We start from the raw sequence: 14,901 nt of genomic DNA, 5'->3' as shown, positions 1-14,901 counted from the left end.
TACCTGCAAGGTTTTGGGGGATTAGGCAGTGGCTGAGTCTTGTCCGGCCTGTTGCACGAAGAACGAAGCGCCACGGGGCTTTTGCGGCAAGCGCATGTGGTTGTCCGTGGAACGCACCAAGCCACTTTCTTCACCGGCCACCAGCAGGCCGGCATGTGCGCTGGGCAGCGGGTTTTCGCCGAATGGCAGCGCGTCTTCAGCGGCATATACGCTGATGAAAAGGGTGCGCGGCAGTTCGGTCTCGTTAGGGCTGGAAGCATGCAAAAGGCGGGTGTGCATGAAGCACACGGAGCCCGCAGGGCCGTAGCAGGCCACCGGTTGCTGGCAGTGTTCTTCGACGACGGCGTCGTCTACCGAGCCGGTGAACCGTTGGTTTTGCCAATGTGACCACAGCGGGCCTTTGTGGCTGCCGGGGATCACGTTCAGCGGGCCGTTTTCCGGGGTCACTTCGCTGACCATCAGCAAGGCGGTGACGATGTCGTCGTTGCTGTGGGGCGTGAACAGGAAGTCCTGGTGCCACTTCACCTGGGTCGCCGTATGGGGCAGTTTCGAGTTGATCTTGCTGTGGTGAAACCGCGCGCCGTGGGCGCCGATCAACTGCGCGGAAATCGCCGCCATGCGTGAGTGCAACGCCACACGCTCATAGGCCGCTGAAATCTCGGTGGGCGAACTCACCCGGCGTAGCGACGGGTGATCGGCGCGGTGGTCGCCCTCCAGGTCAAACCGCTCGCGGCCATCGACGGTGGCGCCCCAGCCCTGCGCGTGGCTGCGGCTTTCTTCGACCCACTGGTCGAAATCGTGCTGCAACGCAGCCACTTCCTCCGGCGACAGCACGCCTTCAACCACCAAGAAACCGTCACGCTGGAATTGTTCGATGTGCGCTTGCTCGATCATTGTGTTTTTCCTGAACGTTGAGGGGGTCACGCCAGCGAGACGTCCTTGAGGAACGCCTCCACGCGTGGGTTGTGGCCGCTGCGCAAGGCGCCCGGCGTGTCGTCGCAGACCACGCGGCCCTTCTCCATGAACACGATGCGGTCGGACACCTTGAAGGCGAAGTTCATCTCGTGGGTGACAATCACCATGGTGATGCCCTCCTCGGCCAGGGCTTCGATGACTTGCAGCACTTCGTTGACTTTCTCCGGGTCGAGGGCCGAGGTGGGCTCGTCGAACAGCATGATCTGCGGGCGCATCATCAAGGCGCGGGCGATGGCCACGCGTTGTTGTTGGCCGCCGGACAGCTGGTGCGGGTATTTCCAGGCGTGGTCGAGCATGCCGACCTTGTGCAGCAGTGCGTAGGCCTGTTGCTTGAGCTCGGAAGTCGCGCCCAGCCGATGGTATTTCGGCGCCATCAGCAGGTTGTCGAGCACGCTCAAATGCGGGAACAGGTTGAAGCTCTGGAACACCATGCCGATGTTCAGGCGATGTTCGGCGTGCTCGATGTACCGGGGTTTCTGCGCGCCGACTTTATTCAAGTGAATGAACGGCTGGCCGTTGATCCTGATCTCACCGTTGTCCAGTTGCTCAAGGCCATTGAGCAGGCGGATCAGTGTGGTTTTGCCAGAGCCGGACGGGCCGATCACCGATACCACTTCGCCGGGCTGGATCTGCAGGTTGACCGAGCCCAGCACCTCGATATCGTTGTAGGCCTTGTGCAGCCGTGCGGCTTGCAACGCGGGCTCACCGTTGCTGGCTGGACGCGCCAAGGCGGTGCGCTGTTGGGTGGCCAGGGCCAGTACCGCTGCATCGGGAACGCGGGAGACGTTGCGCTGGTTGACGTCGAGAAAGCGCTCCAGGCGTTTAAGCAGGAAGTCGAACACTGTGACGATAAACACGTAGAAAAACGCCACCGCCGCCATGGTCTCGATCACCAGGAAGTTCTGCGAATACAGGCGCTGGCCGACCATCAGAATCTCGGTCAGCGAGATCACCGACACCAACGAGGTGAGCTTGACGATGGAGATGTATTCGTTGGCCAGCGACGGCAACGCCACCCGTAATGCCTGGGGAATCACTACGCGCCATTGGGTGCCGAAGAACTTCAGGCCCAGTGCCCGTGCCGCTTCGCCCTGCCCCTTGGGGATCGACAGCAGGCCACCGCGATGGATCTCGGCCACGTAGGCGGTCTCGCAGATCACCAACGCCAGCAGGCCGGACCAGAACGGGTCGGCCAGGATCGCCGAGGTGCCGGGCAACGCTTGCGGCAGGTTGTAGATAAAGATCAACAGCACCAACAGCGGCAGGCTGCGGAACAGCCAGATATAGCCGCGCGCCGGCACGCTGAGCAGGCCGTGCCTGGATTGCTTGGCCAGCGCCAGCAGAAAGCCCAGGCCGATGCTCAAGACCCAGGTCAGGGTACTGAGCTTGATCACCGTCCACGTCGCGCGCCAGAACTCGGTATCGCCCAGCAAGCCAAACATGTAATTCCAGTCGAATGTCATCGTCGCTGTGCCCTGAGAAGTTGATCTACATCGATGGGTTCAGAGTCGTGGGGGGAGGTGGTCAGGGTCAATTCGTAAAAGCCGGGGCACTGGGTAGGCAGAACCTATGCAGCTCAAAACGGTGCACGCCGGAATGGGTGGCACATTGCGCGCGACATTTCAGTGCAAAACAGGCTTGCCGCTTGTGTGAAGGAGCGAGCTTGCTCGCGAGAAACCCAACGTCGCCGCGTCGTTTCAGGTTTCCCGCGTTATCGTTAACGACCTTCGCGAGCAAGCTCGCTCCTACAATCGCGCACCGCATGCGGATCAAAAAAGCTCGGCGGCGCCATGCCGGGGATGTACTGGTCGGACACAAACATGCGGCAACGCTCGGCAAACGCTGACACCACCCGCGACGGCTGGGTGTTGCAGGCAGTGGCGTAGCCCAGGCGCATCGGCCGGTGTGAACCGGCCAGGCGCAGGCGGATCACCCGTTTGCCGTCCTGGGACAGGTTCGATTTGGGCCGTGCATTCGCGAAGGAATAACCGATGCCGTTGCCCACCATGGCGCGCACCGTTTCGAGGTTGGTGGAGCGCATGATGATGTTCGGCGTGGTGCCGGCCTGGATAAACAGGCTGAGGAAATAGTCGCGGCTCCACGGCGTGTCGAGCAGCACCACCGGGTAAGCCTCAAGGTCTTGCATGCTGACGGCCGGTGAGTTCGCCAGTGGGTGATACTCGCCGACCATCACATAGGGCGGCAGCTGCGCCAGGGGCTGGAAGTCGATGTCCGGGCTGGTCACCAGGTCGTAGGTCAGGGCGATGTCCAGCTCACCGCTGCGCAGTTTTTCCAGCAGTTCCTCATGGTTGCCTTCGGCCTGCGTCAGCCGCACGCCGGGAAACGCACGGCCGAAACCAAACACCAACTCCGGCGTGATCATCGGCGCCAGCGACGCCAGGCACCCCACCCGCAACGGGCCGCGCACGCTGTTCAACGACTCCGACGCGATGGTGTAGAGGTTGGTCATCTGCTCCAGGATCAGCTTGGCTTCCTGCATCACCTGGCGCCCCACCGCCGTGAGGGAAATGCCTTGGGCGTGGTGACGGATAAACAGCTGGATGCCCAGCTCGGCCTCCATATGAGTGATCGCCGCCGAGATCGACGGCGACGACACGTGGATGCGTTCAGCGGCCGCACTGATGCTGCCCGCCTCTCCCGACGCAACGAAATACTCCAGTTGACGCTGAGTAATACGACTGAGCATCACGCCTGCCCCTCAACAATGACTGTACCGGGAGCTTTGCAGGGTTCGTGCCGGGTCAGGCGCAAACCGATGACCTGCACCGGCTTCGGTTTTTCCTAAGCACTACCCCGCGCAAATGCTGGTTTCGTCGCAATCGGGCCGGTGTGAAGCTGGCTGCATCCCGTGTCCCATGAGTTGCCGTTATGCCGACCCACACTCGCATCCGCATGTTCAACACCCAACAGACCTACCCCAACCAGGCGCTGGACAACGACCTGTGCCAGGCCGTGCGCGCGGGCAACACCATTTATGTGCGCGGCCAGATCGGCACTGATTTTGAGGGCAACCTCATTGGCCTCGGCGACCCGCGTGCGCAAGCCGAGCAGGCGATGAAGAACGTCAAGCAACTGCTGGAAGAGGCGGGTTCTGATCTGTCGCACATCGTGAAGACCACCACCTACCTGATCGACCCGCGCTACCGCGAGCCGGTGTACCAGGAAGTCGGCAAGTGGCTCAAAGGCGTATTCCCGATCTCGACCGGGCTGGTGATCTCGGGCTTGGGCCAGCCGGAGTGGTTGATGGAAATCGACGTGATTGCGGTTGTGCCGGATGACTGGCAGCCCTGAATAACCTGGAGTACGCCATGACCCACCGCGTGTTTTTCCTCAACGGGCCCAACGCCAACCTCTACGGCCTGGACAAAGCCGGCACCTATGGCAGCGAGAGTTTTGCCAGCATCGAAGCCCGTTGCCAAGACCTCGCCGCGACCCTGGGCCTGACCCTGGACTTTCGCCAGAGCAACCATGAAGGCGTGCTGGTGGACTGGATTCAAGAGGCACGCTTGAACGCCGACGCCATCGTGATCAACGCCGCCGGGCTCAGCTACAGCTCGGTGCCGATCCTGGATGCGCTGCTGGCCTTCGACGGGCCGATCATCGAGGCGCACATGAGCAATATCTGGAAGCGCGAGCACTTCCGGCACCACTCCTACGTGTCCAAGGCCGCCACCGGTGTGATCGCCGGGCTGGGGACGCTGGGTTACCAACTGGCACTCACGGCCGTGGCCGAATTGCTGGACCAAACCGCCTAATGACTGTGCAGGAACCGCCTATGTCCGTCGAAAAAATCAACACCCTGGTCGTCGGCGCAGGCCAGGCCGGCGTCGCCATGAGCGAACACCTGTCGCTGATGGGCGTGCCGCACATCGTGCTGGAACGCCACCGCATCGCCGAACGCTGGCGTTCGGAGCGCTGGGATTCCCTGGTCGCCAATGGCCCGGCCTGGCATGACCGGTTTCCCGGCCTCACATTCGAAGGCATTTCACCGGAAGCCTTCCCCCCCAAAGAGCGTATGGCTGACTACTTCGAAGCCTACGTGGACAAATTGCAGGCCCCCGTGCGCACCGGCGTCGAAGTACAACAGGTAGAGCGTCATGTGGGGCGACCCGGCTTCAAGGTGACCACATCGGACGGCGTGATCGAAGCCACCAATGTGGTCGCCGCCACCGGCCCGTTCCAGCGCCCTTCCATCCCAAACATCGTTCCGACCACCGCGTCGCTGCATCAACTGCACTCGTCCAGCTACAAGAACCCTGGCCAACTCCCCGAGGGCGGCGTACTGGTTGTTGGCGCTGGCGCCTCCGGCTCGCAAATCGCCGAAGAACTGCAAAAGTCCGGCAAGACCGTGTACCTCTCGGTGGGCGAACACTACCGCCCTCCCCGCGCCTATCGCGGCCGTGACTACTGCTGGTGGCTGGGTGCATTGGGCCTGTGGGATGAAGTCAAAATCCAGCCGAAGAAAAAGCACGTCGCCTTTGCGGTCAGCGGTTACGAAGGCGGTAAGACGGTCGACTTCCGCCGCCTGGCACACCAAGGGATTCATCTGGTGGGCGTCACCCAGGATTGGAAAGACGGTGTCATGACCTTCCAACCGGGCTTGGCCGAGAACGTGGCTCAGGGGGATCGCGCCTACTTTGATGTGCTGCGCGATGCAGACGCCTATATCGAGGCGAACGGGTTGCCGTTTCCCCCTGAGCCGCAGGCCTGGGAGTTGTTGCCAGACCCTGAGTGCCTGGTGAATCCGAGGTTGAGCCTGGACTTGGCAGAGGCAGGCGTGACCACGATCCTCTGGGCCACTGGCTTCACGTTCGATTTCAGTTGGTTGAAGGTCGATGCATTCGATGACAAAGGCGAGCCGTTCCACAAGCGCGGGATCTCCGCGCAGAGCGGGATTTACTTCCTGGGCTTGCCGAATCTGGTAAACAGGGCATCGTCGTTTATCTATGGGGTTTGGCACGATGCGAAGTACGTGGCGGACCATATCGTGCTGCAGAATGAGTACAGGGCGTACGAAAAGCGCTGATCCCCCATCACTACGAAGCTGTTTCTTCGGTTAACGCCTTGTTTGTGTCAACATTGCGCACTGCGCCACTGCCCTCCCAAAGCTGCGCTATGCCCGGCTTCATGGGTCAATGGATTTACCTGGGAACACCTCAAGGACGTCTCGATGCGAATCACCCTTTCTCTGCTTACGCTGGCCGTGGTCGGCAGCCTTCTCAACGGCTGTGCATCGACCTCGACGCCTCAGGCCCGTTATTTGAGTTCTGCGCAAAGTGTGGTCTCTGATCGAGCGGATATGGACTTCAAGGATGGCAACGTCTATTTCAAAGTGCCTCACAACGTGTCTTCCGCCACTCAGTTCAGCGAAAGCCTGAACACCTGTGTTCAATTTCAGGTCGCTACTTACCAAAAGAATGGCCAGGGTGTGCAGGTCTTTCGCTCCCTGGGCTACACCGAAGCGCAAATCATCAATCAGGGCAGCCGCCTGTGCATGGAAAGCAAAGGCTGGGCGCTCTACACAGTGGTCAACAACCAGGTGCAACACGTTGACCGCAGTGAGCGGGTTTATGCCGCCATGTCCGAGCGAGAGCTCGAACTCGCCCGCGACCTGCTTGTCGGTCAACGTGCGTGGTACCTCCAATATGCACCGCAGGTCCTGGCCGTTGGGGATTTAGGGAAATAAGTGACGGGTCTAGGAGACAACAACGTGGCAACAGAAAAAACCAGGAAAGTGTTTTGGTATTGCGCGTGGGGATTGCTGTTCGCGGGTTTGGCCGGCGTGCTGATAAAACAGGCCTTCGAAGAGACACCCGAGCCCAGCAAACCCAGCTACCTCAGCGACCTGATCATCCTGACCGCGCGAACGACGCCGCGTGATCGAATGGTGAACGAGGACATAAGGTTCGACCGGGCGGAAGCGGCCAACAGCCACGCGATAAGGTTCTATTACACGTTGGTCAATTACGATACCCAGCCTGATAGCTTTGACCTGGACGCGACATTCTCAGACATCACCCAGGCAGTTTGCGCCGCGCAGATGCCAAAAGACTCGTCAATCCTCACACTGGGCGGCACCTTCATTTACATTTTTGGCAGCAAAAACGAAAAAGAAGTGGGGCGGTTCGAAATTGACAAGCAGACCTGTGCTGGCTGACCGTGAAGGGGACGTATTGGTTCGTCCCCTTTGTTGTTCTGCCGTTGCGCTGTCTTAACCGCGCTTCGGCAACTTCCAGTTCGGCCGGATAAAGTGGCAGGTATACCCGTTGGGAATTCGCTCCAGATAATCCTGGTGCTCCGGCTCCGCCTCCCAAAACGGCCCTGCCGGCTCAATCTCCGTCACCACCCGGCCCGGCCATAATTTCGAAGCATCCACATCCGCTGCCGTGTCCTCGGCGACATCCCGTTGCTGCTCACTCAGGTAATAGATCGCCGAGCGATAACTCGGCCCAAGATCATTGCCCTGTCGGTTCGCTGTGCTCGGGTCATGGATCTGGAAGAAGAACTCCAAAATCTGCCGATAACTGATTACCGCGGGGTCAAACACGATCTCGATCGCCTCCGCATGGTTGCCATGGTTGCGGTAGGTGGCATTCGGCACATCGCCACCGGTGTAGCCGACACGGGTGTGCAGCACGCCGGGGTAACGCCGCAACAGGTCTTGCATGCCCCAGAAGCAGCCGCCGGCGAGGATGGCGGTTTCGGTTGGGTTAGTCATGGTCTGCCCCTCGGATCAATGGATTCAGGGTAGTTATGGGGCGGGGTTGGCCAATAGCAAGGTGGGAGACCGATAAACGACGAAATGTCGCTGGCTTGTGTGGTGCTTTGCCACTCAATTAGGCAAGCCGCTTCCCACTGTCCAGGTACTCACTGCTTTGTCGGCACTGTTCAACTGTTGCGGGGTCAGTGCCTGCGCCACAATCTGCGCACGGGGTGCCGGTACTGAAGGGTCGCCCGCTTGCTCGGCCAGGCGGTAGAAGGCGTAGGACCGGGGCAGGCTCTGCGTGACGCCCAGCCCGAGTTCGTAACAGCGGCCCAGCCCGTAGAGGGCATTGGCGTCGCCTTGCTCGGCACCTTTGCGGATCCACTTGATCGATTCAGGCAGGTTTTTGCTGACGCCCAGGCCTTCCTGGTACAGCAGCCCCAAAAAATACTGCGCCCGTGGCACCCGCTGGTCAGCCGCTTTGCGCAGCCAGGAGGCGGCTACGGGGAAGTTCTGTTGGGCGCCTGGCAGCGAGTAGAAAACGCCGAGTTTGTATTGCGCCATCATGTGGCCCTGGTCGGCGGCTTTTTGGGTCCAGGCGATTGCCAGATTGTCGTCCTTGGGTACGCCGAACCCGTTGCTGTAGGCCACGCTGAGGTTGAGTTGCGCATCGGCGTTGCCTTGCTCGGCGGCCTTGCGAAACCAGGCGACGGCTTGCGTCATGTCCTGATCGACACCCTCACCCGCCCCATACAGTTGGCCCAGGTTGTTCTGGGCAATGGCGTTACCGGCATCGGCGGCTTCGCGGTACAGCGCAATTGCCTTGGCGGTGTTCTTCGGGACAACAATGCCCATGCGGTAGAACGAGCCGAGGTCATTCAGGGCAATGGGCAGGTGCTGGGCAGCGGCCTTGGTGTACCAGTAGAGCGTCTGGTCGAGGTCTTGGGACACGCCTTGCCCCAATTTGTAGCTGAGCCCAAGGCTGTATTGCCCCTGCGCTTCTCCTGCTGTTGCGGCCTTGCGGTACCAGCTGACAGCTTGCGCGGTGTCTTGTTTGACGCCCAAGCCCTTGTCATACGCATAGCCGAGGTTGACCTGAGCTTCTGGCACGCCTTGTTCTGCGGCCTTGCGAAACCACTCGACAGCCTTGACTTTATCGGGTTTGACGCCAACGCCGAGGTTGTAACAAAGACCCAGGTTGTACTGCGCCGGCGCAAGACCTTGCTCAGCGGCCTTGGCGAACCATTGCGCAGCTTGGGCATAGTCCTTGGCCACGCCTTGCCCATCATAGTAGGCCCTGCCAAGGTTGTGCTGGGCGGGTGCATAGCCCTGGCGAGCGGCGCTTTTCAGCCAGGTGATGGATTCGGCCAGCGTCGTGGAGTTCTGACGGGTGATCAAGGCCAAGTCGAACTGCGCTGGCGCCGAGCCGTTATTGGCAGCTTCGGTGAGCGCCGACAGGTCGATCGTGGTTTGCCGCTGAGTCATCGCACCTGCTGGGCTGTAACTGGCAAAACTGTGCGGGCCAAGGCCCACCAACACCGTGGCGACGAACGCAAGAAATATCCCTTTCACCTGCATGACTGAATCCTTCGTCAATGGGCTGGATTCGGCTTTGCGTGGTTGAACCGGACGCGGCGGGCCGAGAGCCTGATCATAGTCCCCCAGGTGCGCAGCGCAATTATGCAAATAGGATTAGTGCCTTGTGGATGATGGCGTGGGTGCTGCATTTAAGTCTGCCCGGGGGATGGGCAGGCGGCGTATTTCAGGTAATGATGCGCGACCAAAATCAAGGAAGATAACAACAATGAAAACCGCCTTGCGCGCCCTGCTTGTGTTTTGCCTGACCACGCCCGCCCTCGCGGCCGAAAGCCCCGTCGGCTTCAAGACCACCACCCTGCCCGACGCGCAGACCAGCCGCCCGCTGGAAATGGTGGTCTGGTATCCCGCTGCTGCAACCACCGCAAAACCCCAGTTGATCGCCGACAACGGGGTGTTCATCGGCGCCCTCGCGGTGACAGATGCACCACCGGCTGCCGGTGAGCATCCTTTGGTCGTGCTCTCCCACGGCTACGGCGGTAATTGGGGCAAACAGGTGTGGCTGGCCAGTGCCTTGGCGCACAAAGGTTACATCGTGGCGGCAGTCAACCACCCTGGCACCACCACCAAAGATCGCAGCCCGCAGGCTGCCGCTCAACTATGGAAACGCCCGGCCGATCTGAGTCGCGCCATTGACGCGATCCTGGCGCAGCCGAAGCAATTTGGCGCGGTGGCAAAAAATCGCATTGCCGCCGTCGGCCACTCCCTCGGCGGTTGGACCGTGCTTGAGATTGCCGGCGCACGTTTCGATCCCGACTTGTTCACCCAAGCCTGCAACGCACACCCGAAACTCGGCGGCTGCATTGGCTACCATGAGATGAACCCCGCCGGCACACCCGAAGGCAAAGCCCAGTTGGCCGCTGACTTGAGCGACAAACGCGTCACCGCCATTGTGTCCTTGGACCTGGGCCTCGCGCCCGGCTTCACCGACGCCAGTCTGGCTGCACTTCCCGTACCGGCGCTGGTGATCGCGGGTGGCGTGCCCACGGAAGATATGGACCCTAACCTGGAGTCCGCCGCGTTGGTCAAGCGCCTGCCCAAAGCCTCGACCCAGTACGTGGAGATCGGCGACGCCACTCACTTCACGTTCATGTCGATCTGCAAGCCGGGCGGCATGGAGCTGATTGAAGAAAGTTCGCCGGGCGATGGCATGATTTGCCGGGATGGAGAAGGGGCTCGGCCAAGGGCCGAGATCCAACAACAGGTGGTAGGACTGATGACTGCGTTTTTGCAGCAATCGTTCAGCCATTGATCAACTGAGTCCCCCATGGAGCGCAACATGCAAGAAAGCGAAGCGTTGAGAGGGTTACGAGGCTGGCTCGTGCTCATTGTAATAGGCCTGGTCATCTCGATTTCCCGCACGGCCTATAGCCTGCTTGCGGTGCATTACCCGCTTTTTGCGGATGGTGCTTTTACCCTGCTGTCGACGCCTGGGATGGAGTTGTACAACCCGTTGTGGGCGCCGATTCTGGTGGCGGAAGCACTGATTAATGTGTTGTTTGTCGCCACCTACGCGTACCTCATTTACCTCTTCATCACCGAGCACTATCTATTCCCCAAGGTTTATATCGCGACGGTGCTTGCGTCGGCGGTGTACATTCCGCTCGATGCCTGGGTGTGCTCATTAGTGTTCGTAGATGAACCCATTTTCGACGCCAACACGACAAAAGAGCTGGCACGGACATTGATCGCCTTGTTCATATGGGTGCCTTACATGCTGGTCTCCAGACGGGTAAAGGCAACGTTTGTCATGCATAAGCCGCAGAGCCCTGACGCGCACACGGCCGTCGGCTCTTGAGTACGCATGGCTAACCCCAAGCACGCCACCTTCGCCTATCAAGCGGTGTATCGCTACCTCGTCGAGCTGATCGAGGCCGGCCCCGCGCAGGGCGAGCAAAAATTGCCCTCCCTGCGCCAGTTGGCGCAGCGCCTAGGCGTGTCGGTGTCGACCACCAAATACGCCTATTCGTTGCTGGAGGATGAGGGACGGATCTACGCACGGCCCAAGCTCGGTTATTTCACGCGGTTGATACCCGCGCCTTTATCGACTCAACGCTCATCCAACCTGCTCGACCAGGTCTTCGCCAACTCCCGCCAACCGGGCATGCTGGCCTTGAGCGCCGACGTCCCGGCCATCCTGCTGTCGCTGGAAAACCCGCTGCTGATGATCGAGCGCGAACTGGCCCGCCATTACCCGCGCGCCCTGACACCGCAGTACCTGCCCTTCGGCGAGCCCGAGTTGCGCGCGGCATTGGCTGAACGCTACACCTGTTCCACGGGCAACTACTGGCAGGCCGATCAGGTGTACATCGGTGCGGACCTGCACAGTGTGTTGGAGCTGGCGCTCAACGCCCTGGACCTGGCCGGCAGCGTGGCGCTGGTAGAGTCGCCGTGTTCGTGGGCGATCCTGCGCCAGTTGCAGGCGGCGAACATCCGTGTGATCGAACTGCACCTGGACGACGACGGTCGTTTCGACCTGCTGGCCCTGAATGAACTGCTCGAGCGTGAGCCCGTCCGCTTGGCAGTGCTGTCATCCACCGTGAACATTCCCCACGGCAGCCGCATGGCCGCCAAGGATAAGCAGCAGGTATGCCGATGGCTGGCGGAGCGGGCTATCTGGTTGTTCGAAAACGACACGTACGGCGACTTGTATTTCGCGCCCCAACCGGCGCGCTATCGCGACTTTGCCGACCCACAGAAGCTGCTGGTGTTCTCGACCTTCGACAAGGTGATCGGCTCGGAAGCCCCCTATGGTTATGTGCTGTGCCGTGGATGTGGGCCGCAGTTGCAGCGTTTGTTCCTGGAACGGGCGTTTCGCCTCTCACCGATCCGTCAGAAAGCGATCGCCAAGCTGTTCACGTCCAAACGCATCGATGCGCACCTGCACAAGCTGCGGGCCTTGTTGCACGACTGCATGACCCGCATGAAAAACCTGCTGGACGAATACGCGCAGGGTGCCTTTGAGGTGATGACGCCGCAAGGCGGCGCGTGCTTCTGGCTTGCGGCGACGCACCCGGTCGACATGCGCCAGGTGCTCGAACGCTTGCTGGCCGAGCGCATCGTCATCGCCCCCGGTGAACTGTTCAGCCAGCAAGGCAGCTGGAAACAGCACCTGCGCCTGAGCTTCACCCTCGATTGGAGCAAGGATATTGCCCAGGCCGTGGAACAGTTGTCGCACGCGGTTCGTCAGAGCCCGTAGCAGTGCCGCGCCTCTGGGAAGCGGCCGTGGCGCACGTCTTCGGCAAAACGCTCGCAGGCGTCACGGATCACTGCCCCCACATCCGCGTACTGTTTGACGAAACGCGGCAGGTGTTCACCGCCCAGGCCCAGTACATCTTCAGTGACCAGCACTTGGCCGTCGCAGGCCGGTGATGCGCCGATGCCGATGGTGGGCATTTTCGAGTCGAGAGTGATCTGACGGGCCACGCCTTCAGCCACGCCCTCAAGCACCAGGCTGAACGCGCCCGCCTGCAGGTTGGCCCGCGCGTCCTCGGCAATCCGCGCGCCAGCTTCAGCGGTAAGGCCCTGGGCCTTGAAGCCGCCCATCACATTGACGAACTGCGGCATCAGCCCCACATGCGCCATGACCGGAATACCCCGCGCCACCAGGAATTCGACAGTGCCGGCCAAGGCCTGGTTGGCCTCCAGCTTTACAGCATCGCAGCCCGTGCGCGCCAGCACCTGGGCGCAATTGCGAAAGGCCTGCTCGTTGGATTCCTGATAACTGCCAAACGGCATGTCGGCAATGACACACGCCAGGCTCGTGCTGTCGACCACGGCGCGGGTGTGGCCGATGATTTCTTCAAGCTGCATGCTCAAGGTCGAAGGCCGGCCATAACCGACCATGGCCGTGGAATCGCCGATCAGGATGAAATCGACCAAGGGGTCGATCAGCTTGGCGATGGCACTGGAGTAAGCCGTCAGAGAGACGATTTTCTGCTGCCCTTTCATGGCAACCAATTGCGGGACGGTCAGGCGTTTGGTGCGGGTGTGGAGGCTCATCTGGTGTCTTCCGTTGTGCGGTGGAGCACCCGATTATTGGCGAAAGGACAGGCGATTCAATGCACAGATCAGCGCTAAAAAGCGACCCAGTAGGCGAAGCTGGTATCATCCCGGGCCTGAACAACCCGGGTAGAACGACATGAACCGCCAGAAAAAACTCCAGCAGCTCTTCAAGGAAAAATCCAGGAAGGCCAACGCCAAATTGGCGCCGAAGAAAAAGGACAAGTACATCAGCAAAGCGGACCGCGAAAAGCTGGCGGCTGAAGCGGCTCAGGCGCCAGACAGTTCCCCGGAAAGCTGATTCAGCAACCGCTCAATGCCACCTGCGGCCGCTCACCCGCAAAGAAAAACGGTCGCAGACGCACACCCACGCTGTTGCCAATGAACGCCGCCACCAGCCATACCCAGCCATGCAGGCTGCCCGAGGCGATGCCGCTGAAGTACGCGCCAATGTTGCAGCCGTACGCGAGGCGCGAACCGTAGCCGAGCAGCAGGCCGCCGATCACCGCTGCCACCAGCGAACGCGCCGGAATCTTCAGGCTGGGGGCGAAACGCCCGGCCAGGCCGGCGGCCAACAACGCGCCGAGGACGATGCCGATGTCCATCACGCTGGTGATGTCTTCCCACACCGGCGCAGCCAGCGCCTTGGCGTTGCCCGGCATCTGCCAGAACGCCCAGCTGGCGACGTCCACACCCAAGCCACTGGCGACTTTGGCGCCCCACAGCGCAAACGCCGAGGTAATGCCCCAAGGCCGCCCCGCCAGTGCCAGGGTGGCGTAGTTGAGAAAGGCCAGACCGATGGCGCCCCACACCAATGGCCACGGGCCGCGCAAGAAGCGGCGCAGGCCTTGATGCTCGCTTTTCACACCCTCTTCCAATTGACCATGACGGCCCTTCTCCAGCCGCACGGTCACCACTGCAATGATCGCAAACACCGCCAGGCTCAGGCCCATCGCCGGCACCACGCCGAAGCTCTTGACGATGGACACCGCCGGGAAGGCCGGCAGCGCAAACCACCAGTCCACGTGGTGCGTGGCGATCAGCGAGCCACAGATAAAGAAGAACAACGTCACCAGCATGCGCGCATTACCGCCGCCCACGGTGAACAGCGTGCCCGACGCACACCCGCCGCCCAACTGCATGCCGATGCCAAAGATGAACGCCCCAAACACCACCGACACCCCGGCCGGCGCCACCAGCCCGACCACCGGCTGCCCGAACAAACTGCCCGCCCCCAATGCCGGGAAGAACAGCAGCACCGCGATCGCCAGCATCACCATCTGCGCGCGCAAGCCAGCGCCACGCCGATCATTGATGAACACGCGCCAGGCCGAGGTAAACCCGAAGGCGGCGTGATAGAGGGTCAAACCCAGTGCCGCGCCGACCACCAGCAACAGCACCTGATGCGAGCCGACGCTGTTTTGCAGGAACAAGGCGCCCAGCACCAGGATGATAAAGGCCACCAACGGCGCAATAGGCTTGCGCGCGGGAGCGAGAGGAACAGAGGTGCTCATGGGGTATCTCGGTAGATTTGAATGGGCGCGAGTATAAACCCCAACCCACGATGCGAAGCGAGCCGCTCTTGATCTCAGGCGCCCCGTCAA

At 61.1% G+C, this 14,901-nt stretch carries 16 protein-coding genes; 9 read left to right on the top strand and 7 right to left on the bottom strand.

Going from position 1 to position 14,901, the window contains the following annotated elements:
* Window positions 1-21 precede the first annotated feature (21 nt).
* From HX868_RS12240 to HX868_RS12230, 3 genes are all read right to left on the bottom strand, one after another.
* On the bottom strand, window positions 22-894 hold the full coding sequence (locus tag HX868_RS12240; RefSeq protein ID WP_177003033.1) for a phytanoyl-CoA dioxygenase family protein: 873 nt from the start codon (window positions 892-894) through the stop codon (window positions 22-24).
* A 26-nt stretch (window positions 895-920) separates the two neighbouring features.
* The gene (locus HX868_RS12235) at window positions 921-2,438 is read right to left on the bottom strand and encodes an amino acid ABC transporter permease/ATP-binding protein (RefSeq protein ID WP_177003032.1); all 1,518 of its coding nucleotides are present in this window, start codon (window positions 2,436-2,438) and stop codon (window positions 921-923) included.
* Between the two features lie 254 nt (window positions 2,439-2,692).
* On the bottom strand, window positions 2,693-3,682 hold the full coding sequence (locus HX868_RS12230) for a LysR family transcriptional regulator (protein WP_177003031.1): 990 nt from the start codon (window positions 3,680-3,682) through the stop codon (window positions 2,693-2,695).
* A gap of 182 nt (window positions 3,683-3,864) precedes the next feature.
* Here HX868_RS12230 and HX868_RS12225 point away from each other — a divergent pair, with 182 nt between their 5' ends.
* From HX868_RS12225 to HX868_RS12205, 5 genes are all read left to right on the top strand, one after another.
* The gene (locus HX868_RS12225) at window positions 3,865-4,287 is read left to right on the top strand and encodes a RidA family protein (RefSeq protein WP_016976442.1); all 423 of its coding nucleotides are present in this window, start codon (window positions 3,865-3,867) and stop codon (window positions 4,285-4,287) included.
* A gap of 17 nt (window positions 4,288-4,304) precedes the next feature.
* A complete protein-coding gene (locus tag HX868_RS12220; RefSeq protein ID WP_177003030.1) occupies window positions 4,305-4,751 on the top strand; it encodes a type II 3-dehydroquinate dehydratase in 447 nt (148 codons plus the stop codon).
* A gap of 20 nt (window positions 4,752-4,771) precedes the next feature.
* Complete coding sequence (locus tag HX868_RS12215) at window positions 4,772-6,022, top strand: flavin-containing monooxygenase (RefSeq protein WP_177003029.1); 1,251 nt, start codon at window positions 4,772-4,774, stop codon at window positions 6,020-6,022.
* Window positions 6,023-6,166: 144 nt separating this feature from the next.
* Entirely contained in the window at window positions 6,167-6,682 is a 516-nt protein-coding gene (locus HX868_RS12210) for a hypothetical protein (RefSeq protein ID WP_156717502.1), read from the top strand.
* Between the two features lie 24 nt (window positions 6,683-6,706).
* A complete protein-coding gene (locus tag HX868_RS12205; protein ID WP_095016076.1) occupies window positions 6,707-7,153 on the top strand; it encodes a hypothetical protein in 447 nt (148 codons plus the stop codon).
* 54 nt (window positions 7,154-7,207) lie between these two features.
* On the opposite strand, the gene msrA is transcribed toward HX868_RS12205, so the two are convergent.
* Window positions 7,208-7,714 carry a peptide-methionine (S)-S-oxide reductase MsrA gene (msrA, locus tag HX868_RS12200; RefSeq protein WP_095016075.1) on the bottom strand — a complete coding sequence of 169 codons (507 nt, stop codon included), beginning with the start codon at window positions 7,712-7,714 and terminating at the stop codon, window positions 7,208-7,210.
* Between the two features lie 114 nt (window positions 7,715-7,828).
* On the bottom strand, window positions 7,829-9,277 hold the full coding sequence (locus HX868_RS12195) for a tetratricopeptide repeat protein (RefSeq protein ID WP_177003028.1): 1,449 nt from the start codon (window positions 9,275-9,277) through the stop codon (window positions 7,829-7,831).
* A gap of 226 nt (window positions 9,278-9,503) precedes the next feature.
* On the opposite strand from HX868_RS12195, the gene HX868_RS12190 reads away from it, so the two are divergent.
* The 3 genes from HX868_RS12190 to HX868_RS12180 are packed head-to-tail and all read left to right on the top strand — an operon-like array spanning window position 9,504 to window position 12,494.
* The gene (locus tag HX868_RS12190) at window positions 9,504-10,547 is read left to right on the top strand and encodes an alpha/beta hydrolase family protein (RefSeq protein ID WP_177003027.1); all 1,044 of its coding nucleotides are present in this window, start codon (window positions 9,504-9,506) and stop codon (window positions 10,545-10,547) included.
* 27 nt (window positions 10,548-10,574) lie between these two features.
* Window positions 10,575-11,093 carry a DUF2569 domain-containing protein gene (locus HX868_RS12185; protein WP_177003026.1) on the top strand — a complete coding sequence of 173 codons (519 nt, stop codon included), beginning with the start codon at window positions 10,575-10,577 and terminating at the stop codon, window positions 11,091-11,093.
* A 6-nt stretch (window positions 11,094-11,099) separates the two neighbouring features.
* Window positions 11,100-12,494, top strand: coding sequence for an aminotransferase-like domain-containing protein (locus HX868_RS12180; RefSeq protein WP_177003025.1), 1,395 nt, complete (start codon window positions 11,100-11,102; stop codon window positions 12,492-12,494).
* On the opposite strand, the gene panB is transcribed toward HX868_RS12180, so the two are convergent.
* Window positions 12,482-13,297, bottom strand: a complete 816-nt coding sequence (gene panB, locus HX868_RS12175) for a 3-methyl-2-oxobutanoate hydroxymethyltransferase (protein ID WP_177003024.1) — start codon at window positions 13,295-13,297, stop codon at window positions 12,482-12,484. The genes HX868_RS12180 and panB overlap by 13 nt on opposite strands.
* A gap of 139 nt (window positions 13,298-13,436) precedes the next feature.
* Between panB and HX868_RS12170 the strand changes: the two genes are divergently transcribed.
* A complete protein-coding gene (locus HX868_RS12170) occupies window positions 13,437-13,598 on the top strand; it encodes a DUF2986 domain-containing protein (protein WP_177003023.1) in 162 nt (53 codons plus the stop codon).
* A 1-nt stretch (window position 13,599) separates the two neighbouring features.
* On the opposite strand, the gene HX868_RS12165 is transcribed toward HX868_RS12170, so the two are convergent.
* Window positions 13,600-14,811 (bottom strand): YeeE/YedE family protein, encoded by a 1,212-nt coding sequence (locus tag HX868_RS12165; RefSeq protein WP_177003022.1) that lies wholly within the window; start codon window positions 14,809-14,811, stop codon window positions 13,600-13,602.
* Window positions 14,812-14,901 lie beyond the last annotated feature (90 nt).

Origin of the sequence: Pseudomonas reactans, from assembly GCF_013385825.1 — a bacterium.
GTDB lineage: Bacteria > Pseudomonadota > Gammaproteobacteria > Pseudomonadales > Pseudomonadaceae > Aquipseudomonas > Aquipseudomonas reactans.
Note: the sequence above shows the minus strand (reverse complement) of the source record. Positions and strands in the feature narration are given on the sequence as shown.